A 22573-nucleotide genomic window follows, 5' to 3' on the forward strand; every position below is an offset into this window, starting at 1 on the left:
GATAGTCTCGACCTCCCAGTGGCGATTCTGAGCACAGGGGCATGCCTCAGCAAAGATGGAAGCAAGAGAAACGTACAAAACTGCGATGACTTCAAGACCTACGATCGTCGGACTCATATCCGACACACACGGACTCCTTCGTCCCGAAGTGGTAAACGCGCTGCGTGGGTCTCACGCAATCATTCACGCCGGCGATGTAGGGCGCGAAGAGATCGTTCGCGAGCTGGAGAAGATTGCGCCTGTGACCGTCGTTCGCGGCAATATTGATACGAGTGCATGGTCACGCAAGCTGCCGGCGACGAATGTTCTGGAAATCGCTGGAACGAGCATCTACGTACTTCATAACATCGATGAACTCGATCTCGACCCGGGCTCCGCCGGATTTTCAGGCGTGATTTTCGGTCACTCGCATAGACCGCTGATCGAACAGCGCAAAGGCGTTCTCTTCGTCAATCCAGGCAGTGCAGGACCACGCCGGTTCAATTTGCCGACCTCCGTTGGGCGATTGGTGATCGAAAATGCAATCCTCGCTCCTGAACTGATCACATTCGCACTAGGTGATACTAAAAAGTGATTCATTAAGTTGGATGTATGAACCGGCGCGCGTCACAGCCCATGCTTCTTGTGATAAAGCACGGGGCAAACCTGAAGCGAGGACAAAATTAGAATGCGTTCGCTATCCCGGCTTGCGTCCCTGGGTGTTTCGGACGTTCCTGAGTCGGTCATTTGATTAATGCCTCAAACGACATCGGCATCGCGCTTCATGTAGAACTTGCGATCGTGTTCATGTGTGACTCGGAAGCCAAGGCGCTCGTAAAGTCGGCGCGCAGGATTGATTCGCACTACATTCAGGCGAACTGCAAGATTGAATGCAGCGGCTTCGCTAATCAATCGCTTCATCACCTCGGTACCGACGCCCCTACGCTGAAACTTGTTGTCCACGAACAGCTGCCCGAGGAAAAGTCCATCTTCTTCCCGGATGGTCTGCACCCAGCCTACATCGGTGCCGTCGAGCACTATGATGCGAACCTGCGTCGAGTTCCACTGCTGCCTCAAGTTAGTTTTTTGCGCGGTTCTGTCTAAATGTAGTTCCTCAATGATCCAACTCATTTCCTCGAAATAGAGACGCCGGCAGTACTCGAAATCGTGGTCGAGAGCTGGACGCAATTCAATCTGCGCAGGTCTATTCTGTAGCATTCAACAATCGCTTAACCCAGATCAAAATCGAGGACAGCCCTCACCGCGTCATGATCACCAAGCGACTGCGGAGTTGATCGCGCTGCCAGGCGTTTTCAACATCGGGAAGCGGGACCTTTTCGGTGTCTATATGAAGGTTCCCTTCTGCTGCATGCGCCATCACTTGCTGAAAAGCTTCAACCAAAATGTCGCGCGGCGGAATCCCGGCGGTGCCCATAATTGTTAGTGCCGTGCTACGCAGCACAGCTGCGGGAAGTGTGATGGTCGGCGCAGCGCTTTCTCCAGCCTGAACGAAGCGGGTTTCGCCTCCGATCGCTGCAAATTCTTTGCGGGTTATCGCAGCGAAAAATGCTTCCGCGGGAGCTCCCCACAAGTAGTCGATCACCACCTGGAATCCCGTGCGTTCCCGCAGAAATGCTTCGGTGAGTTCACCGGCAGGCAATGCCAGAGAGATTGTCGCGTCGGCGCCGAGATCAGAGAGCGATTCCAGCGCCTCTTGATTGCGTCCCGCTGCAACGACCCGAGCAGCCCCAAGAAGCTTTGCAATCTTTACCGCCAGTTTACCGGTGATCCCTGTCGCGCCAAGGATGAGGACGTTTTCACCTCGCGCTAACTTTGCGCGGTAGGCGAGTGAAAGCCACGCTGAGATGCCCGGGTTGGGCAGAGCTGCGGCAGTCGCGTCGTCCACATTGTCCGGAATTGGGAACGTGAAGGCACGCGGCACTACGGTACGCTCTGCCATTGCCCCGTGCGGTGGCCGGGACCCTCCGAAGAAGACCCGTTGCCCGTCATCGAGATGGCCTACTCCATCCGTGCCGCAAACGCGCGGCAGCTCGCGGCCGCTTGCAAAGTGCGCTCCGCTCGCAATTTGCTTGTCAACAGGCTTCAGCGATGCAGCGCGAACATGCACGATCGCTTCACTGTTTTTGTCACTAATGACCGGCTCTGGGAATTCTTCGTAACGAGGAACCGTTCCAATCTTGTGCAGGACGGCAGCGTGCATACCCGTTCGCCCTCTCGACTTCTACTCTAAAGCCAGCGCCATTGAATTGCATGGTGAGGTTTTGGACGCATGGGACGGCACAGTGTGCTCCTGAGTCGGGAAAGAATGAGAATATAGGCGTTAGTTTGAACCGGCTGCCCGAATTCAGCTATCGGCTGGGTATCTACATTCTTAATCAGGAACAAATCGCGACCTGCCCCTCCCGCTCAGTGCTTTCAGCGCTGCTGCTACCATAGCCCTGCCCTATCAGTGCGTAGGAGACGCTTTGAGTCAAGACGGCAGTCAGCGTGTTGCTGTGATCACCGGTGCTGCCCAAGGAATCGGGCGCACGACGGCCGAACTCCTCGCTCACCGAGGCTATTGCTTCGCACTCAGCGACCTGCGAACGCCGGATCAGACGCTAGCCTCACTCGAATCACGCGACGCAGAGGTGATCAGCCATGTAGGGGACATTAGCGATGAATTCGTCGTCGAGCAGCTGGTTCGAAAAGTTTATGAGCGCTGGGGACGCAGCGACTTGCTCGTCAACAATGCCGGCGTAAGTTTCATCGCACCTGCAGAGAAGATTTCTGCTAAGGACTATCGCCGCGTGCTGGAAGTAAATCTAGTCGCACCCTTTCTGCTGTCAAAGGCATTCGGCATACGCATGTTGGCTGCAGGGGGCGGCTGCATTGTGAATGTGGCATCAGTGGCCGGACTCGTTGGCATTGCCGATCGCGCTGCGTACAACGCGTCCAAGCACGGACTCATTGGTCTCACACGAACCCTGGCAGCAGAGTGGGGCGGACGAGGTGTACGCGTAAATGCCGTGTGTCCCGGATGGGTCAAAACGGAGATGGATGCGGCTGACCAAAGAGGCGGGATGTACACCGACGACGACATCATCGGCCGCGTGCCCATGGCCCGCTTCGCGTCTGCGGACGATGTTGCGCGAGCCATCGCATTCCTCGCCGACGATACGCAAAGCGGATTCATCAACGGCCACGCCCTTGCAGTCGACGGCGGGTGGACCAGCGACGGCAGTTGGCAATCCCTGCGCCTAAGCCATCGGTGAAGTTGTTCGTTGTGTTTCACGCTTCGCAGCTCCGAGGCTTTGCGGCTGCAGAGCCTGTTTTAGCGGGGAGCTCGGGTAGCGATTGGTCCCACTCATGTTGCTCACCTTTTAGCCCCTTTAGTCGTCATTCTTGCGTTCCCATGAAAAGGCTACTGCTGCCCCTGTTGATCCTTGCCAGCCTTACATCGGCGATGTTTGCGGAATTGCCCTTCATCCAAGACAACTACACGCAAGCTCTGGCACAGGCAAAGCAACGCAAGCGGCCGATTTTTGCCGAATGCTGGGCCCCCTGGTGATCGAGTTGCCGCCTGATGAGAACCATGCTTGCGCATGTTGACCTCACCAGGTACGCCGGACAGTTTGTCTGGCTGGAAATGAACTTCGACAAGCCGGAGAACCAGAAGTTCTTCACCCGTTTTGCTGCCAGTGCGACTCCTACCTTTTATGTGATCAGTGCCGAGGGTAAGGTCCTGGCCGATCAACCTGGAGCGATGTCGGAGGCGGAGCTCACAGCTTTCCTCAACCGAGGAGTGAGCCTGGCACACAACCGGCAGAACCCGGCCGACATCGCGCTGGCACGGGCTGACGCGCTTCTCAGCACCAAGTCACCGGACGCCGTCGCAGCTTACGAAGAAGCGCTGCGCCTCGCCCCGCCCGACTGGGCGCGACGTCCACTGGCGCAGTATTCCCTCGTAACCGCCCTGCAAATAAATGAGCAGAATCAGCAATGCGCGGAGACCGCAGCCCGCGAGGCCCCTGTCATGAAGCATGACAACACTTTCGCGAGCACCGTAGTTGCCGGAATGTGGTGCCTGGTCCAAGGTGACGCTGCCGCCGCGTGGCGGACCGCGGCTGCCGCTAAACTAGAGCCTCTCGTACAACAGGCTCTCGCCTCTACTGAAACCGTACGTGATGAACGTAACGAGCTGTACCGCACGCTCATGTACCTTGCTGTTTCCCGAAACCAGAACGCCCAGGCCGCGACTTTGGAAGATAAGTGGTTAAGCGAACTCGACGCGGTCAAACCTGCCGACGACGAGGAGCGCTCCGCGGTAGACATCGCGCGCGTCGAAGCCATTCAAATCTACGGAGATCCTGAGCGCATCCTGCCTGCATTGCGAAGCTCCGAAGAAGCGATGCTGCACAATTACAACGCTTCGCTTCGCGTGGCGCAGATGGAAAAAGCCGCCAAGCACTACGAAGGGGCTATCGCTGCGTGCAATCGCGGGCTGGAGCGCGACCCCGGTGCTGCCGGACGCTCATGGCTACTGCAAATCAAAGCGGATGCTCTGAAACAGAAAGGCGACTCTGCCGATGTGCGCGGAACACTCGAAGAAGCTCTGAAAGCTGCGCAAGAGATTCCGAGTCAAAGCCAGCGCGAGAACAATGTAAAGAGGATTCAACAAGCGCTCGCAGGAAAGTAGTTGCTGTTTCTCCATTTTGATGCGGGCTTGGATCGCACGAGTTCGCGATGCGATTCGAAGACCCAACGCTTTCCGCTTCATTAATGGAGGCGACGAGCAGCGTAATCGCGCTTTGCGACTTTCGCACCGTCGTGACTACAACGTGTGTACTCGTAAGAAAAAAGCGCCCGATGAGCGGGCGCTTTCTTTTCGCTCAGGCGGCGTGTCCCGCAGCTTCGGGCTGATAGAGGATTTCCTCCAGCCTGAACCGACGTTCTCCCGCCGGAACTGACCAGACGATCACATCACCAGCACGATAACCGATGATTGCAGTGCCAATCGGCGCCAGCACTGAAATGCGGCCCTGCGCGACGTCAGCATCGCGAGGAAAGACGAGGGCATAGATGGACTCACGTCCCGAGTCGAGATCCTTCAGTCGCACGCGCGAGTTCATGGTGACGACATCGGCCGGAATCTCGTCGGAGGTGACAATCTCAGCCTGCGCAAGTTCTTCTTTCAGCAATCGCAAGTGCTGGAGGTCTCTGCTGGAAATTCTTTCGGCCGATTCCACCAGGTCGCTCAACCTTTGCATGTCTTCCTCGGTGACGAAGATGGTGCGTTCTTTCATGGTTCGTTCTCCTTAAGCGCTAAGTTATGGATGAAATGAGTGAATGATTGCGGCGAGCGAGCGCTCAGGCAGCGCGGATGCTCTCGCGCCCAAACCTGAGATCGCGAATCCGGGCAAGTTCTTGGGCGAAGAGACGGCCGATGCGAGTGGTCGCGCGATCGATCGCCGTGTGCATGTCCGTACTCGATTCTTCTACGCTCACGCGCCCGAATGGAACGATCTCGGCATCGATTTGACACTGATTCCGAGCACCATGCAGGCGCTCCGAACCAACAATTCGGACATCCAGCCTTCCTACTCGTCCGGCGAAACGCCCAAGGGAAAAATGCAGACGCCGCGCGACGTAGCGCCGCAGCGCCTCAGATACATCCACCTTGCTCAGCTTCACTTCTACTTGCATCGACACCTCCACGACTGCTTTCTCCTATAGACGCAGTCTTCAGTCGTTAGTTCTTTTCATAATTGCTAAGAGTCTGTTCGATTTTCGTTAACAACATTTCCCATCAGCGGTACTCCACTTGCGAAACGTAAAGTTGTGTTGCGGGAGATCAACAGCAGGCGAACTGAGCGAGACAGTCACTCTGAAATGTTTCGAGTGATGCAGCCGTTCCTGATCTTGAGGATGAGCAATACAACTGAACGAACGAGTACGCTAGAGTTGCTGTTCGAGAGCATTGCAACGCTCTGCCTCAATGGAGGTGCGTGTTAGAATCGGCGGCTGCTTATGATCACGCGAGACCTTCGCGCATCGCCCCGCTACGGATTGGCTCTGGTTTGGCTTTCTTTGTTTGTCGCTTCCAGTTCCGCACAAACGACACAGCTAAAGGAGAACGAACGTGCTGCAAGTCCCTCGCGCCAATCCAGTTCCGCGATTGAGACATCAGCATCCATTCGGATCGCGCCAGGCGATCTGCTGGAATTAAAAGTTTTCGGTGCTCCCGAATTGGGAAGCACAGTGCGCGTGAGCGGAGAAGGCGAGATCGCGATTGCTCTCATCGGGTCGGTACGGGTTGCGGGGCTTACCCCTGAGCAGGCCCAAACTCAAATTGAACAACGGTTCCGCGACGGCGGATATCTACGCAGTCCTCACGTCAGCATCCTTGCAAAGGAATTCGCGTCACAAGGTATTTCCGTTTTAGGAGAAGTTACCCATCCGGGAGTTTATCCGTTGCTGGGAAGCCATCGCTTGCTCGATGCCATTGCTGCGGCGGGAGGCACAACTGCGTACGCCGGCAAAACAGTTGCCGTTTCGCATCGGAATGACTCGGATGCAGGACAAGAAATCGTGCTCGCCCGCAGTGCAGACGCGGGCTGGACGCAGAACATCGACCTTCGTCCAGGAGACACGGTCATCGTTTCCCGTGCAGGTATCGTCTACGTCAGCGGCGATGTACGCACCCCCGGCGGCTTCGTTATGAATCAGAAGAACAATCTCACCGTCTTACAGGCAATTGCGCTGGCACAAGGTCTCAATCCGACGGCATCGCTCAACAGCGCGCGCATTATTCGGAGGCGAGCAGGCACGCTGAAGGAAATTCCTGTCCCGCTCAAGGAGATCATGCAAGCCAAATCACCAGACCTCGACTTGCAAGATGCCGATGTGCTGTTCGTTCCGAGCAGTGCGTCAAAATCAGCCGCACGCAAGAGTTTGGAATCCATCGTTCAGGTTGCGACAGGGTTGGCAATCTATCGGCGATAGGCACAAGTTATGGTCGAAGCAGCTTTTTCCTTACACAGGCCTCGCTGCGCCAGAAGCGTCGGAAGAGAATGAAGGCGGTCTGCGATGAAACACTCATCGATCTTGACGATTACACAATGACGCTCGCGGCAAAACGCAAGTGAACGTCACCTTAGCCATCTGCGCGGTGCCGGGATCCCGATCTACTCATTTCTGCTGCAGTTTCTTGTAATTGAGCAGGTCAGCTGTCGCGCACTTCCTCAATTGGAAAATTGTTGGGCCCATTCCTGGGTTTTCGATCTTCCGCTATCGGTGGGGTAAAGTTCGCATTACACAAGCATGAAACGCGCAACCTTCACACTGAGCGCCATTGGTGTCGCTATTTTGCTCTCTTTCGGATTGCGTGAAGCCGTGCAAGTCTGTGTCAATACGCGAACTGTATGTCAAATGAAATGAAACGAGGACTGTATACTGCAACTTCCCCGAGTTTAGAAGACTGAGGCAGAAGGCGATTGCCAAAGACGGCTCCCAAACGGCTCTACCTGATTCCCGTTCTCTCCAAGGCACTCGACATCCTTGAGCTCTTGCAATCTGACAATCGTCCGCAAACTCTTGAGGCAATTTACGAACGGACGAATATCTCGAAGACGACCGTTTATCGAATACTCAAGACGCTCGTTCATCGCGGATATTTGGCGCAGACGCAAGATGGTTTGTATCGCATCGTCTCGCGTCCACGAAAGATCCGTTTTGGTTTTGGCAGCGAGTCATCGGAGATGCCGTTTTCTGTCGATGTCACTAAAAGCCTTAAGACGGCTGCTACCTCGGCGGGAGTCGATTTGCTTGTGTTGGACAATCGCTACGATGCCACTACCGCACTGGAGAATGCAGACGAGTTCGTGCGACAACGCGTGGATCTGGTGATCGAGTTCCAGATTGACGAGCACGTTGCGCCTATGATCGCCGATAAGGTGCATGGCGCCGGCATCCCGCTCATAGCCGTCGATATTCCTCATCCTCACGCCACGTTCTTTGGAGTGGACAACTATCGCGTAGGACTTGAGGCTGGTGAATTCCTTGCGCAGCATGCAAAATCCGCTTGGGGTGGCAACGTCAAATGGGTGATTGGACTGGGCATCAGCGAGGCAGGTCCACTGGTGCAAAGCCGCGTCACTGGCGCCTTCGCTGGAATTCGATCAAAGCTTCCCCAACTCGCAGAGGAAGCATTTCTCTCGTTCAACGGTGAGGGCCTGGCCGACAAGAGCTATCGTTTGGTGCGTGATTTCCTTCGCAAACATTCGAGCGACCGCGGAATACTCATTGCAGCGGCAACTGACACCAGTGCTCTGGGAGCCTTAAAAGCAGTGCGAGAACTTCGACGCGAAAATCATGTGGCGATCGTGGGCCAAGACTGTATCGAAGAGGCTCTCGAACAAATGACGATGCCGGGTACGCCTTTCATTGGTTCTGTTTCTCACGAAGCTTCTTCCTACGGACCGCGACTTGTTCACATAGGTCTGTCGCTGTTGAACGGTCAAACTGTTCCTCCTTACAACTACGTTGAGCACAAACTGATCGCCGCGTCATCGCTGACGAAACGTTCTCGAGCCGCACGCTGATTTCATAGAAAAGTCGCGCCGCATTTGTTCTTGCTCTTCCCTCAATTTCAATAGGGAAATAAATTCATATTTTCCTTGACAATGGAATTCTGAACTGTCTAAAGTGCCCACCCAAGTTTCTACTTCGCTGCCGAGATGCACTGGAGGTTTGAATGAGTACCGAGAGAGCCACTCATTTGTTTGCCTGCCTGCTGATGGTGATCGCTTGTGCGAGCGTAGGTTTTGCGCAGGGAGGTGCGTTAGGAACCATTTTGGGTGAGGTCACTGACAGCACCGGAGCAGTTGTACCGGGCGCGACGGTGACAATTGTGAACGTCGCCACTGGCGCGACGAACCACACAATAACAACGTCGTCAGGCGACTTTACAGTTCCGTACCTTCAGCCCGGTACTTACCAGGTTACGGTCGAAGCGAATGGGTTCCAGAAAGCCGTCGCGGACAAGGTCGCATTAGTAGTCGGGCAGCAGGCTCGTGTGAATGTGGCACTCAAGCCTGGCGCAGTGAGCGAGACCGTGGAAGTCCAGGCTAACGCTGTAGCACTCGATACCGACAGTTCGGCAGTTGCGCAGGTGATTACGCAAAAGCAGGTAGATCAATTACCTCTGAACGGCCGAAACTTTCTCAATCTGCTCTTCATCAGCGCAGGAGCGGTGCAGACCGTCGGCGAACAGGGCCAAATGCGTCAGGGAGAAGGCAACGCGATCAGCATCAACGGCGGCCGCCCGGAGTCGAACAACTACACGCTTGATGGCTTGACGAATACGGACCAGGCTCTCGGTACGCCGGCTCTTATCCTCTCGCAGGACGCAATCCAGGAATTCAAAATTGCCAGCGAAACATACTCCGCCGAATACGGGTACAGCGCCAATCAGGTAAATATCGTCAGCAAGAGTGGAACTAACCAACTTCACGGGACAGCTTTCGAATTTGCCAGGAACGACGCCTTTGACGCGCTTACTCCGACTCCGTTCCAAACACCCACGAAATTGAAATTGCGGCAAAATCAATTTGGGTTTGTGCTCGGTGGCCCGGTCATGATCCCGAAGCTTTATGACGGCCGCAATAAGACGTTCTTCCTCGTCAACTATGAAGGTGGACGCATTCGCAATGGGTATAGAGTCGGCGGGACTATTCCGACGCCTGCAGAGGTGAGCGGGGACTTTTCGGCAAGTAATCTGCCGCCGTTCAGCCTCGTACCCGGATCGCCATGCCAGCTCGCGCTCACGGCGACTCCAAGCCGCCCGTGCGCGCCAGGCGATCCGCAGACGGGCAATCCGTTTCCTGGAAACGTCATTCCGTCATCGCGATTTTCACGACTCGCTCAGGTAGCGCTGACTAACAAGATGTTTCCGGCGCCGACTCCATCGTGTGTAGCGAATCCAAGCTCTTGCGCAGGAGGCAACTATCAAATTTTTCCCAGCCTGCCGAATGACAGCAATCAGCAGACCTACAAGGTCGATCAGGATTTGCGGCGCTTCGGTCATGCGTTCTTCCGGTACACGAAGGCAAATATTGCATTCCAAAATCCGCAGAACCTTTCGCCTGGCTTCAGTATCAATCAGTTTACGGAAGATACAACTAGCTGGACGGTGTCGCATACCATCTCTCTCGGTCCCCGCATCCTGAACAATTTCCGCTTCGGCTTTCTCGAGGCAAAGGCGATTCAGGGAGCGCCGCCGGCATCGAGCAGCGCCATCTCAGCGCTGGGCGTGAGTGGAGTCTTCCAGAACTTGCCGAGCTACGCTCGTGGATTCCCGACCCTCACCTTCCCGACGCCACTGGGAACTTTCGGCAGTCCGAACAACAACCCGACGACCAGCGATATCCCAACTTGGGAATACGCAGACTCGATGACGATGAACCGCGGCAAGCATACGTTCGGATTTGGGCTTGACTTCCGGCGGTTCGTGCAAAAGAGGGATCTTTCAACGAATTTTCTGGGCGGTTATACCTACGCGAATAACCTGATCCTCAACAACAACAATGGTTGCGCTACTCCTTCGGGCTTCTGCGGAACCGGCAATTCCGTTGCCGATTTTCTACTTGGGTATTACAGCGCTGCAGCCACTTTTCAACCCGGTCCTTTCAGCAACGCCAATGTGGCCGGTAACCTGAACCAATACCATTTCATGTACCTTGCCCCATATGTCCAGGATGACTGGAAAGTAAACGCAAACCTCACTTTGAATCTCGGACTGCGCTGGGACTACCGCAATGTCCCTTATGAAGAGAACAACAAGATGTTCTGGATTGACGACCAGAACCTGCCGGGGGCTGCAGGCTTTACCGGAGGTGGCTTGTGCTTCGCGGACCAGGCACTTTCAAGCTCTGGAGTTCTCCCTGCCGGTCAGACGTTCTACCGTTACTGCGGTCGTCGCAATCCGGCAGATGGCTCGAAAACTCCCTTTGCACCCAGGCTAGGGTTTGCCTGGCGTCCCTTCGGTGGACAAAAGACTGTAGTCCGCGGCGGGTGGGGTATGTACTATGACTCGTTCGAGAGCCGGGAGATTGATGATTCCGGCGATCTTTATCCATTCGTCGAGCGCACTTCGCTGAATCCAACGGCGCAACCGGTGAACGTGGCTCCTAAACTGACCGATCAACTCTTCCCAGCTCTAAGTGGCACAGTTACTCCTGCAGCGCTTGAGAGCCAATTCGTGGCTGTGATCATCTCCGATCATCCGAAGAATCCTTACGTCGAGCAGTACACGTTATCGGTTCAACGCGAACTCGCGCGCAATACGACGCTCGAAGTCAACTACGTAGGTAATCAGGGTCACCATCTGTTGGATCGCATCAATCTCAACACGCCAGCCCAAATTACGGGAACTCGACTTGCAACATGCCAGGCGGCCTTTGCTGGACTTCCCGGTACTCTGGCCACCTACAACGCCAATCAATGCCCGTACCGGCTTGACCGTCCGCTGCCGAACTTTGCCATTCCTGGCCCACTCAACAGTTCGTGGAGCGGATATTCGAACTACAACGCGGCTAATATCAAACTGGAACACCGCGCCTCTGACCTTGCTCTGCTTACGGTTTATACCTGGGCAAAGAGTATGGACGATAAGTCTGCTGCTGCCGGCATCGGGTCCGCAGGATCTGGATTTGCAGGTCACATGGACGACCTCAATCCGCGGCTCGATTACGGACCTTCCGACTTTTACGTGAAGAACCGGTTTGTAAATAGTGTTGTGTATAACTTGCCTGTCGGACGCGGGAAGCGCTTCGCAGGCAGTATGAACAGGGCAGCTGACTTGGCGATCGGCGGGTGGCAGGTAAGTGCGATCACTACGTTTCAATCGGGCTTCCCATTCTCAATCACAGCTCCGGACCCAGGCGCCTATCAGAGTTTCGGTATGCGCGCGAACCTGGTCGGCAATCCTGGTGTTGCAAACAAGAGCATTAGCCAGTGGTTCAACACCGCTGCTTTCGCACAACCGGCTTTCGGGGTGTATGGGAATTCCGGACGTAATTTCCTTATTCAGCCTGGCATCAATAACTGGGACGTGGGTTTGGATAAGACTTTCCGTTTCACTGAAAGAGTAGGTTTCCAGTTCCGTGTAGAAACTTTCAACACGTTCAACCATACGCAGTACGGAATCGATCCAACCACTCAAGCGGCAGGCGGTCCAGGACAGAGTGCAGTTGACGGTAACATCGCAGATATTAGCCGAGGAACATTTGGTAAAGTGCTTTCTGCTCGTCCCGGACGGATCATACAACTGGGTGGCAAATTGACGTTCTGATGACTTGCAGTTGCGTTAAAAGCCGCCGGATGGGGGTCCGGCGGCTTTCTCGTATGCAGGCAGATCAGTAGAGGATCGAAATGACTTTAGCTGTTCGGCCTGCGCAGGAGTTTGGTTGTGAATCGGTTGCTTAAACAGATCGGTGGAATGTCTCTTTGCTTCTCTCTTCTGGCGTGCTTCTGTTTGGCTCAGCAATCCAGTTCTTTAGAGCAGCAATACAAGCAAGCCCAGCAGGAGTTGGCTGCGGGCAGGTACTCTGACGCTCAGAAATCCTTCGAGAAGCTTGCAGAGCTCAATCCTACAGTTGCGGAAATTCATGCCAATCTCGGATTGATCTATTTCGAAGAAAGAATGTTTCAGGCCGCCATTAAGGAATTACGTCAGGCCTTGCAATTGAAACCGAGCCTCTCAAAGTCCGCTGCCGTTTTAGCCATGTCGCTATCCGAGAGCGGCGAATACTCTGGGGCCCTCCCGGGACTTGAAAAAGGCTTTCATTCATCCGATCCCGAGATGAAACGGATGTGTGGACTGCAGCTGGAACGCGCATACACCGCGTTGAAGCGTGACAGTAAAGCTGTTGAAGTTGCCTTGGAGCTAAACCGTCTTTATCCCAATGATGCCGAGGTCCTCTATCACAATGGAAGGATCTTCGGGAATTTCGCTTTTTTGACCATGCAGAAGCTGGTGCAAGTGGCACCGGATTCCATTTGGAAACACGAAGCCGCGGCGGAGGCCTACGAAAGTCAGGGAATGAATGATCTCGCGATAACAGAATTCCGCGAAGTACTCGCGCGGGACCCTCAGCACCCTGGCACCCATTTCCGGCTCGGCCGAACTTTGCTGGCACGCTCCCGGATCAACTCTTCAACGGACGACGCTGCTAGAGCCCTGGATGAATTTCAGCAAGAATTGAAAGTCGATCCCGGCAACGCAAATGCAGCTTATGAGATCGCAGAAATAAAACGTAATGCCGGCAATTTTTCTGAGGCTGCGAAGTTTTTTGAGCAAGCGCTCAAATACTATCCAGGATTCGAAGAGGCGCATCTGGGTTTAGCCGCAAGTTTATTGGCAGAGCAGAAACCTCAACCTGCCTTGCCACACGTGCAGGCGGCGATCGCACTGAATTCTGACGATGAGGTCGCCTGGTATCGATTGAGTCAAGTCCAGAGAGCACTAGGAAACATCGCTCAGCAGCAGAAAGCAATTGCGGAATTCCAACGCCTTCGCGCAAAAAAACAGAACGAACAAGCAAGTACTGTCCAAATTTTTTCGCAAAGCGAAGTTACCAAGCAAGAGCTCGGTCCGCAGGACAACTGATCGAGTCGATCAGATCGAAATAAACGCGGAGCTCACAGAAAGACAGCGTAGTAGGAAGGAATTGTGAATAGTCGATCAGTATTAGCTACAGGTGCTTGGTTGCTGCTCGCAGTTCTCATCGCTTCGGCTCAATCGACAAAGGAACCCACCGTGAGCTTGCAGGACATTAACTGGAGCAAGAAGCTGCGGGTATCACAGTCGACTCCCACTTTGCAGGTGGTCACCAATCCAATGCTGAATCAGGGCTCACCCATTCACGATGGGGCTTTGAGCGCTTTGAAGTCATTGGGTGCCGATTATGTAAGGTACGTCCCCTGGCTGCCATATCCAAAGATCGCGGTCGCAGAGCTCGAGCCTCCGAGGCCGAATCAGACATCGTGGGATTTCACCTACATCGATCCAGTAACTAAGGATTTCCTGAACGCCACCGAAGGGCACAGAACGATCATCAATTTCAGCACGATTCCTGCGTGGATGTTCAAGACCGATCAGCCAGTGAAATATCCCGAGGACCCCAACCAGGTGTTCTGGAATTACACGCAAGGAACTGAACTGAGAGATCCCTCAGGAAAAGAACTAGGTGACTACTTTGGCCGGATCGTGAGTTGGTACACAAATGGCGGCTTTACCGACGAGAACGGCAAGAAACGCACGTCGGGGTATCACTATTCATTTCCATATTGGGAAGTGTTGAACGAGGTTGATTTTGAGCACAGCACAACCCCGGAGCAATACACGGAGCGCTATGACGCGATCGTCGACGGCATTCGGAAGGTCAGCCCGCAAACCAAGTTCATCGGTCTGGCGTTGGCAAAAGCAGGAGGCAATCCCAAATACTACGAATATTTCCTGAATCCTAGAAACCACAAGCCCGGTATTCCGATCGATTACATCTCTTTTCACTTCTATGCTTCGCCTGCGGTCGACGAAGGGCTTGATGAGTGGCAGCATTCCTTCTTCGATCAAGCCGAGGGCTTTCTGGCGACGACGCGTTTCATCTTGGCCATACGCGATCGCTTAACGCCGAAGGTGAAGATCGATACTGATGAGCTAGGAGTGATTCTTCCCAGCGACTCAGAAGAGATACGCGCCTCCAAAGCTTTGCCGGACAAAATCCCCCACCGCTACTGGAATGCGGCGGCGGCGCTCTACGCGTATCTGTTTGTAGAGTTGTCCAAAATGGGAGTCGATGTAATCGGAGAGTCGCAGCTGGTGGGATATCCTTCCCAATTTCCCAGCGTCTCGATGATCGACTACAACAACGGTAAACCCAATGCCCGGTATTGGGTCTTGAAGCTCATCAAGGACAATTTTCATCCTGGCGACAAGTTGGTCACAACCAAGGACAGCTCCTCTGGCTCTCACGGAATTCTGTTGCAAGGGTTTGTCACGCCACACGGAAAGAAAGTTTTGGTTGTCAACAAAACGAATCGGGAAGCGGTTGTGGAATTACCTACGGAGTGGCAACACGCGCACTCGTCAGCCGTGGACGAGGATACCGGAGATGAAGAACCACGCAATGCGAACGTCGATGGTACCGAATTAAAACTAGCTCCGTTTGCAGTCACGATCTTGACGGCGGAATAATCACGCACGGCGAACTTGCTATTTCTATGGAGCAGCTTCAGGACAACCGGGAACTCAAGGTTGTGCTCTTCGGTATTGGACTGGAAACTTACTTGTCACAGTTTCCCGGACTCAAGGACCGTTTGTGCGGCTACACTCAATCGGTCGCTGAACGCCTGCAGCGCCCAGGCGTTCAGGTCGTCAATCTCGGATTAATTGACAATCCTGAAAAGGCACTGTCGGCAGGACATCAGTTCCGCTGCGAGATTGTCGATAATGATTCGCGATTGGGGCGCGCAGATTCATCACGGAATGGAATGCATACGGCCCCTGCGCATCATTGCGCGATTAGAGTGGGCCACATCGCGGCGAAGCTGAAAAAGCTCTCGCACGTGTTGAACATCGAGTTCGCACAAGTCTGCTAGTTAGCTGTATTTCAATACAGAAATAAAATCGCTATTGACTCAAAAGCTCTGCAGGAATAGAGTTGCTGCGCTTTTTCGTACCCAATTGTGGCTGCATCGATACGCTGAACAATTTCACGCCTGAGGGTATTCGAGTGTTCTCATTGCATAGAAGCCGTGCCGTTCGTCTTAACGGAATGGTTCTGGTGTTTGGGCTGCTGTGTTTCAGCGCGCTCACCTTCGCGCAAGCTCAAGGTGGCCAGGATCAACTGAAAGCCGGATTTCAGCATCCGCCAGCGTCCGCCAGACCGCGAGTGTGGTGGCACTGGATGAACGGCAACATCACCAAAGAAGGCATCAAGCTCGATCTCGAGTGGATGCATCGCGTGGGCATCGCCGGCTACCAAAACTTCGACGCGGCACTGCAAACGCCGCAAGTTGTCGAAAAGCGATTGCCGTACATGACTCCGGAATGGAAAGACGCGTTCAAGTACGCGATCCAGGTAGGAGACCAGTTCGGCATGGAGATGGCGATTGCTGGTTCGCCTGGGTGGAGTGAAAGCGGAGGCCCGTGGGTACCAGCAGCTCATGGAATGAAAAAGTATGTGTGGAGCGAAACCCTGGTAGACGGCGGCAAGCCTTTCTCAGGCAAACTTGCTCATCCTCCCACTAAGACTGGCGCTTTTCAGAACATGGGAGTTCGCGAACAGTTCGGCCGGCCTGCACCGAGCCTCCCTGAATATTATGCGGACGCGACGGTGATAGCGTTTCGAGTCCCCTCGACCGAATCGGATGAAGATGCAGCACAGCCCAAGATCACGTCCAGCGGCTCGGGACTTGATCCGGCGATGTTAAGCGATGGGGATCTGGAGAAGACCACAAATGTACCGATTCCCGAATCAGGATCGGTGTCCTGGATTCAATTCCAATATCCGTCGCCGCACACCGTTCGAGCGGTGACTTACGTGACCAAAGATCCAGGCTTTGTTGAGGCATTGCTCTATGGAATGGCTGCTCCGGAAAAGACGCTCGAAGCCAGCGACGATGGTCAGACTTTCCGCAAAGTGGTTACGCTGGAAGGGGGCAGAGCGCCTGAACACACAGTTTCGTTTGCGCCCGTCAAAGCGAAATACTTTCGCGTCACGTTTAAACGAACGCTTCCGCCTCCGAGACCTGCATGGGCCGAGGGAGTCGATCCTGCTTCATTCGGCGTTAGCGCCCCGGCCCCACCGACCTCGTTCGAAGTCGCAGAACTGATTCTCCATTCCGATCCGCGAGTGAACCACTTCGAGGAGAAAGCAGCGTTTGTACCAGTCAACGATCTTTACCAATACGGAACTCCGCAGGTAGATCCGTCAGTCGCAATTAAGAAATCCGATGTTATAGATCTCACCTCGAAGATGCGTCCCGACGGCAGCCTGGACTGGACGCCGCCCGAAGGCAAGTGGCTGATTCTGCGCATCGGATATTCCCTGCAGGGAATCACGAATCATCCTGCTACGCCGGAGGCCACCGGCCTTGAAGTAGACAAACTCGATCGCCGATTCGTGAAGGACTACTTCGAGAAATATCTCGACAGCTACAAAGAGACGGTCGGCGCGGACGAGATGGGGAAGAAAGGCATCCAGTTCGTGATCAACGACAGCTGGGAGGCCGGATCTCAAAATTGGACAGACAATATGTTGGCTCAGTTCAAAAAGCTGCGCGGTTACGATCCAACTCCGTGGCTTCCAGTGCTCACCGGTAGAGTAGTTGAGAGCGCAGAGCAAAGCGACCGTTTCCTCTGGGATTTCCGCAAAACCATCGCCGATCTTATCGCTACGGAACATTACGGCCAGTTAGAAGAAACTCTTCACGAGCGCGGCATGCGGCACTATGGAGAGTCACACGAATCTGGGCGGGCGTTCGTCGCGGATGGTATGGAAGTAAAGAAGATGAACGAAGTGCCAATGAGCGCGATGTGGACGCAAAGGCCAGGTGTCAATAAGCCGCAATATGGCTATAACGCCGATGATCGCGAATCCGCATCGGTCGCCCATCTTTACGGCCAGAACATCGCCGCAGCGGAATCACTCACTGCAGCAGCAGCTCCGTGGGCGTGGTCCCCTGCGACGTTGAAGCCTACGGCGGACCAGGAGCTTTTGAACGGAATCAATCGTTTCGTCATTCATGAGTCCGCACATCAACCTCTTGTCGGAAAAGCTCCCGGACTTACCCTTGGGCCCTTTGGGCAATGGTTCAACCGCAATGAGACTTGGGCGGAACAAGCAGGACCGTGGGTCGACTATCTGGCGCGCTCGAGTTACATGCTTCAGCAAGGGCATTTTGGCGCCGACCTCGTGTACTTCTATGGAGAAGACTCGAATCTGACCGCCATTTTTGAGCAGAAAGGTCCAGAGATTCCAGCAGGCTATGGCTTCGATTACATCAATGCTGACGCATTGATACACGAGTTGAGCGTTGCTGATGGTCAAATTGTCACTAAGAGCGGCATGCAATATAAGGTCCTCGGACTCGATCCTTATAGCCAACACATGTCCCTACCGGTTCTACGAGCGATCCATGCGCTCGTGGAAAACGGTGCAGTTGTTGCTGGGCCGAAGCCCACTGATGATCCCAGTCTTGCCGACGATCCAGCCGAATTTCAGCAACTGGCGTCGCAGCTGTTCGGCGATGGCACGGGCGTTCACAAGATCGGCAAAGGTACCGTCTACGCCGGTCAAAGCCTTGAAGATGTTTTCGCCGCTCTAAAGCTGAAGCCCGATTTCGATTATTCAAAGCAGGGTGATAGTTCCGATGTGGAATTCGCGCATCGCAGGCTCAAGACGGGCGACATCTATTTTGTCGATAACCGCAGCGATCATGCCGCGGTGATCGATGCGACCTTCCGCGTCTCGGGAAAACAGCCAGAGTTATGGCGCGCTGAGACGGGCAGCACCGAACCCGTATCGTTCAAAATCGCGGATGGCCGTACCAGCGTACCGCTGCATCTGGAACCATGGGGCACCGTCTTCGTCGTCTTCCGCAAACCCACGACTCAAACCTCACATGAGATCGCGGAAGACAGCGAAACCAAGCTGGCCACGGTGGATGGTCCGTGGACAATCAATTTCCAGTCGGGTCGCGGCGCACCACAGTCCATCACAATGAATGACCTATCGGATTGGCGTCAAAATCCGAATCCAGGAGTCAAGTACTTCTCGGGCATAGGTACTTACATAAAAACTATTCAAGCTTCGCCAGACTGGTTCAAGAAAGGTTCTCGGTTGTGGATCGATCTAGGCGATGTCAAGAATCTGGCAGTAGTCAGTGTGAATGGCAAGGATGTGGGTGAGACATGGCATGCTCCTTATCGTCTGGATGTAACCTCAGCCCTTAAGCCGGGTACCAACACAATCACCATCAAGGTCGTGAATGCATGGGTGAATCGCTTAATCGGCGATGAGCAGCCGGGGGCAACTACGATTACCTTTGCCGATATAAAACCTTACAAGGCGAGCTCGCCGTTGTTGCCGTCAGGTTTGATAGGACCCGTGACCGTGGTCCGCGATGACGTCCGCTGAGCGCGTCCTGGCTTAGACTTGCTTTGATCCATTAGCAGAAGAGTAGACGAATAAGGAGCCGCACCGCTTGACTTCAAAATACGATTGTAGGGCTACTCTTCGATTTGCTTTCAACATCTTCTTTCTTGCGATCTCGACCATCGCGGCTGCGACAACGGGTAAGCCTACACAATTGCGATGTGACTCGCTGGTCACACCATTAGGCGTCGATGATATGCAACCCTTACTCTCCTGGCAGTTGCAGGATAACCGTCTTGGCGCAAAACAAACTGCGTACGAGATTCAGGTTGCCAGTCAGAGTTCAAGGTTGGGAGTGGACAAAGCAGACATTTGGGACAGCGGACGCATCGCATCTGATCAATCTGTCAATGTGCAATACGCAGGTCCAGTACTGCAAGCCACTAAACGTTACTTCTGGAGAGTCAAAGTGTGGGATATAGATGGAAAACTATATCCGGCGAGTGATGTGAGCTGGTGGGAGACCGGCCTCTTCGACGCAGGCAATTGGCGCGCGAAGTGGATCGGATACGAAGAGCCTGAACATCAAGCACTGCGACAAGCAAATGCTTCCTGGATCAGCAATCCTGGAAGCGATGACGCCAAGGCATCGGGCGACACGCATCATAACTTCCGGTTCTTAGCCGACGTTCCCGCAAAGTTTCGCCATGCAGATCTCTTTGTAACTGGTGAAGACACTGCAGCAGCTTGGATCAACGGCAAAGCAGTTCTCGAAGCAAAACCGTTGCCGCCGTGGAACCAGGCTCCCTGGAAGACCTACACGAAAGTCGATATCAGCTCAGCGCTGCACAGCGGCAACAATCTTCTGGCCATCGATGTAATTCACTATGCCAGGAACAACCAGCCGCCGAATGCAAATAGCAGTCGAGCGCCAATGAGCGCAACAATTTGCGTCCAATTAAGCGATGGCACTTTCCACACTTTCAAAACCGGCGATGCCGGATGGAAAGCAACGCTCAACGCAAGCGGCAACTGGTTTATTTCGGATTTCGATGACAGCTCCTGGGCTCAGGCTGTGCCCTATGCTCCACCGCAAAGTGCTTTTGACACCGGCGATCTCGGTCACCCGTGGCCGACGGAACCAGTAAAATATTTGCGGCATTCCTTCTCGGCGCAAAAGCCCATCCGCTCCGCGCGACTCTATGTGACGGCGTTGGGCGCCTATGAAATTCACTTAAACGGTGCACGCATTGGCGACCAGATTCTTGCTCCCGGCTGGATGGATTTCAGAGAGCACGTGCCCTATCAGACTTACGACGTGACTGCTCAATTGAAATCCGGACAGAACGCAATCGCAGCGTACCTGGCGCCCGGCTGGTATACCACCCCGCTGCAGTGGTACAGGCAAGGGTACAACTACGGCAGCACTCCTGAGGCTCTGAAGGCTCAACTCGGAATCGAATACAGTGACGGCACCATCGATTGGGTGAGTACTGACGGCACGTGGAAGGCTGACATTTCGCCCATCACATTTGCGGAGATTTACGATGGCGAAACTTACGACGCGCGGCGAGCACAAGCGGGATGGGACACTGCATCATTCGCCGACTCGCGCTGGCATCCTGTTCAGTTTATTACTCCGAAAGAACCTCAGATTGTTTGGCAATATTTCCAACCCATTCGCGTGGAGAGAACGGTCTCTGCCAAATCTCTTAGTAGTCCCAAACCGGGGGTGTATGTCTTTGACTTTGGGCAAAATCTCTCCGGCATTCCTCATCTTCGCGTGCAAGGGCCGGCAGGCACCGACGTTCAGCTTCGATTTGCCGAAGTCTTGAATCCTGACGGTACTTTGTATGTAGAGAATTTACGGACAGCAAAAGCAACCGATCAGTTCATCTTGAGGGGCAACGGAATCGAAGAATACCAACCGCGATTTACGTTCCACGGATTCCGATATGCCGAAATCAGCGGGTTGCCAATCAAGCCCGGACTGAATGCACTTCAAGCTGTCGTAATCCACACCGATGCGCCCTTCACCGCTGAGCTCCGAACCAGCAGCGACATGCTCAACAAACTATGGAGCAACATCCTGTGGGGTCAGCGCTCAAACTTCGTCGGAGTGCCAACCGACTGCCCGCAGCGAGACGAACGTCTTGGATGGTCAGCCGACGCACAAGTGTTTTGGCGGACTGCCTCCTACAACATGGATCTGACGGAGTTTTCCAAAAAGTATTCCGCCGATCTGCATGGAACGCAAATCGGAACTCCCATGTATGGCATCTTCGCTCCCGGAACACTCACGCCGAATTCGGGGTACGGCACAGGTTGGAGCGATGCCGGAGTAATCATTCCGTGGACAGGATGGATTCAATACGGCAGCAAGCGAACCATTGAACAGAACTGGGAAGGCATGGAGAAATACCTTGATGCCATTCAGGCCGACAATCCCGATTTCCTTTGGAAGAAAAACTATGGCATCGCATTCGGTGACTGGCTTTCGCCGGAAGGTCCTACTCCCGAAGATCTGATTGCGACGGTCTACTGGGCTTACGACGTAACGCTCATGCGAGAGATGGCGCACGCGTTAGGCAAGAGTGAAAATGAACAGAAATACGGCGCTCTGTTCGACAAGATCAAAGAAGCGTTTAACAAAGCCTACGTTCGTCCAGACGGATTCGTGGGCGGCGTTGCACCGCCGCCGGTTTTTGCCTCGGGGACGGCAAGGAAGTTGAGCGATGAGCCGGTCGACACTCAAACCAGCTATGTGCTTGCCTTGCACATGAATCTCCTACCTCAAGAACTCCGGGCAGTAGCGGCGAAGAGGCTTGTAGATAAAATTCAAGCGAATGGATGGCGCTTGAATACTGGATTTCTCGGCACACCTTATCTCCTTGAAGTATTGGCCGACACGGGCCATGTCGATGTCGCTTACCGCCTGCTGCTGAACACGGAGTACCCATCGTGGGGATACCTTGTCGAACACGGCGCGACCACGATGTGGGAACGGTGGAACGGAGATGAAATGCGCGGTGATCCCAGCATGAACTCCTACAATCACTACGCATATGGAGCAGTGGCCGAATGGATCTACCGCTACGCTGCTGGAATCGACACTACTCCTTCCGATCCTGGTTTCCATACCATTGTGCTGCACCCGACGTTCGATCCACGATTGCAGGATCTCGATTTCAGCTACGATTCCCCATATGGGAAGATTCGTTCAACATGGTCGCGCTCTGGAAAGACCGTTTCGTGGAAGATCACCATTCCTCCAAATAGCAAAGCTCAGTTGGCAGTCGCGGCGGAAATGGCGGATTCCTACTCAATTGACGGACGGCCATTGACGCGCAGTCCGAAAGCGCTCCGGCTGGACATCGAAGGAACGCCTTATGAACTTCAGGCGGGAACGTATTCGTTCACGATTGAATAAAAGG

16 protein-coding genes are annotated in these 22573 nt (G+C 54.2%); 12 read left to right on the forward strand and 4 right to left on the reverse strand.

What is annotated here, in order from left to right; genetic code table 11:
- The first annotated feature begins 85 nt into the window (after positions 1 to 85).
- A complete protein-coding gene (locus VFU50_21140) occupies positions 86 to 574 on the forward strand; it encodes a metallophosphoesterase family protein (protein HEU5235376.1) in 489 nt (162 codons plus the stop codon).
- A 164-nt stretch (positions 575 to 738) separates the two neighbouring features.
- Here VFU50_21140 and VFU50_21145 read toward each other — a convergent pair whose 3' ends face one another.
- Positions 739 to 1197 (reverse strand): GNAT family N-acetyltransferase, encoded by a 459-nt coding sequence (locus VFU50_21145; protein ID HEU5235377.1) that lies wholly within the window; start codon positions 1195 to 1197, stop codon positions 739 to 741.
- 40 nt (positions 1198 to 1237) lie between these two features.
- Positions 1238 to 2200 (reverse strand): zinc-binding alcohol dehydrogenase family protein, encoded by a 963-nt coding sequence (locus VFU50_21150; protein ID HEU5235378.1) that lies wholly within the window; start codon positions 2198 to 2200, stop codon positions 1238 to 1240.
- A 265-nt stretch (positions 2201 to 2465) separates the two neighbouring features.
- Between VFU50_21150 and VFU50_21155 the strand changes: the two genes are divergently transcribed.
- From VFU50_21155 to VFU50_21165, 3 genes are all read left to right on the forward strand, one after another.
- Positions 2466 to 3254 (forward strand): SDR family oxidoreductase, encoded by a 789-nt coding sequence (locus VFU50_21155; GenBank protein HEU5235379.1) that lies wholly within the window; start codon positions 2466 to 2468, stop codon positions 3252 to 3254.
- Between the two features lie 140 nt (positions 3255 to 3394).
- Positions 3395 to 3550, forward strand: coding sequence for a hypothetical protein (locus tag VFU50_21160; protein HEU5235380.1), 156 nt, complete (start codon positions 3395 to 3397; stop codon positions 3548 to 3550).
- A 15-nt stretch (positions 3551 to 3565) separates the two neighbouring features.
- Positions 3566 to 4678, forward strand: coding sequence for a hypothetical protein (locus VFU50_21165; protein ID HEU5235381.1), 1113 nt, complete (start codon positions 3566 to 3568; stop codon positions 4676 to 4678).
- Between the two features lie 193 nt (positions 4679 to 4871).
- Here VFU50_21165 and rnk read toward each other — a convergent pair whose 3' ends face one another.
- Positions 4872 to 5285, reverse strand: coding sequence for a nucleoside diphosphate kinase regulator (gene rnk, locus VFU50_21170; protein HEU5235382.1), 414 nt, complete (start codon positions 5283 to 5285; stop codon positions 4872 to 4874).
- 64 nt (positions 5286 to 5349) lie between these two features.
- Complete coding sequence (locus tag VFU50_21175) at positions 5350 to 5685, reverse strand: HPF/RaiA family ribosome-associated protein (GenBank protein HEU5235383.1); 336 nt, start codon at positions 5683 to 5685, stop codon at positions 5350 to 5352.
- A gap of 324 nt (positions 5686 to 6009) precedes the next feature.
- Here VFU50_21175 and VFU50_21180 point away from each other — a divergent pair, with 324 nt between their 5' ends.
- From VFU50_21180 to VFU50_21215, 8 genes are all read left to right on the forward strand, one after another.
- Positions 6010 to 6984 carry a polysaccharide biosynthesis/export family protein gene (locus VFU50_21180; GenBank protein HEU5235384.1) on the forward strand — a complete coding sequence of 325 codons (975 nt, stop codon included), beginning with the start codon at positions 6010 to 6012 and terminating at the stop codon, positions 6982 to 6984.
- Between the two features lie 491 nt (positions 6985 to 7475).
- Positions 7476 to 8582: a substrate-binding domain-containing protein gene (locus tag VFU50_21185; protein ID HEU5235385.1), complete on the forward strand. Its 1107-nt coding sequence runs from the start codon at positions 7476 to 7478 to the stop codon at positions 8580 to 8582.
- A 152-nt stretch (positions 8583 to 8734) separates the two neighbouring features.
- On the forward strand, positions 8735 to 12331 hold the full coding sequence (locus tag VFU50_21190; GenBank protein ID HEU5235386.1) for a carboxypeptidase-like regulatory domain-containing protein: 3597 nt from the start codon (positions 8735 to 8737) through the stop codon (positions 12329 to 12331).
- Between the two features lie 126 nt (positions 12332 to 12457).
- Entirely contained in the window at positions 12458 to 13648 is a 1191-nt protein-coding gene (locus VFU50_21195) for a tetratricopeptide repeat protein (protein ID HEU5235387.1), read from the forward strand.
- 150 nt (positions 13649 to 13798) lie between these two features.
- Positions 13799 to 15235, forward strand: coding sequence for a glycosyl hydrolase family 39 (locus VFU50_21200; protein ID HEU5235388.1), 1437 nt, complete (start codon positions 13799 to 13801; stop codon positions 15233 to 15235).
- A 26-nt stretch (positions 15236 to 15261) separates the two neighbouring features.
- On the forward strand, positions 15262 to 15639 hold the full coding sequence (locus VFU50_21205) for a hypothetical protein (GenBank protein ID HEU5235389.1): 378 nt from the start codon (positions 15262 to 15264) through the stop codon (positions 15637 to 15639).
- Between the two features lie 62 nt (positions 15640 to 15701).
- Positions 15702 to 19181, forward strand: a complete 3480-nt coding sequence (locus tag VFU50_21210; GenBank protein ID HEU5235390.1) for a glycosyl hydrolase — start codon at positions 15702 to 15704, stop codon at positions 19179 to 19181.
- A gap of 67 nt (positions 19182 to 19248) precedes the next feature.
- Entirely contained in the window at positions 19249 to 22569 is a 3321-nt protein-coding gene (locus tag VFU50_21215) for a family 78 glycoside hydrolase catalytic domain (protein HEU5235391.1), read from the forward strand.
- Positions 22570 to 22573: the final 4 nt, after the last annotated feature.

It is taken from the genome of Terriglobales bacterium (assembly GCA_035764005.1).
Taxonomy (GTDB): domain Bacteria; phylum Acidobacteriota; class Terriglobia; order Terriglobales; family Acidobacteriaceae; genus Gp1-AA112.

Bases quoted from the DNA above. Each gene is read 5' to 3' on its own strand.
- VFU50_21140 (HEU5235376.1), top strand. From the start codon at position 86: ATGACTTCAAGACCTACGATCGTCGGACTCATATCCGACACACACGGA.
- VFU50_21145 (HEU5235377.1), bottom strand. From the start codon at position 1,197: ATGCTACAGAATAGACCTGCGCAGATTGAATTGCGTCCAGCTCTCGAC.
- VFU50_21150 (HEU5235378.1), bottom strand. From the start codon at position 2,200: ATGCACGCTGCCGTCCTGCACAAGATTGGAACGGTTCCTCGTTACGAA.
- VFU50_21160 (HEU5235380.1), top strand. From the start codon at position 3,395: ATGAAAAGGCTACTGCTGCCCCTGTTGATCCTTGCCAGCCTTACATCG.
- VFU50_21165 (HEU5235381.1), top strand. From the start codon at position 3,566: ATGAGAACCATGCTTGCGCATGTTGACCTCACCAGGTACGCCGGACAG.
- rnk (HEU5235382.1), bottom strand. From the start codon at position 5,285: ATGAAAGAACGCACCATCTTCGTCACCGAGGAAGACATGCAAAGGTTG.
- VFU50_21175 (HEU5235383.1), bottom strand. From the start codon at position 5,685: ATGCAAGTAGAAGTGAAGCTGAGCAAGGTGGATGTATCTGAGGCGCTG.
- VFU50_21180 (HEU5235384.1), top strand. From the start codon at position 6,010: ATGATCACGCGAGACCTTCGCGCATCGCCCCGCTACGGATTGGCTCTG.
- VFU50_21190 (HEU5235386.1), top strand. From the start codon at position 8,735: ATGAGTACCGAGAGAGCCACTCATTTGTTTGCCTGCCTGCTGATGGTG.
- VFU50_21205 (HEU5235389.1), top strand. From the start codon at position 15,262: ATGGAGCAGCTTCAGGACAACCGGGAACTCAAGGTTGTGCTCTTCGGT.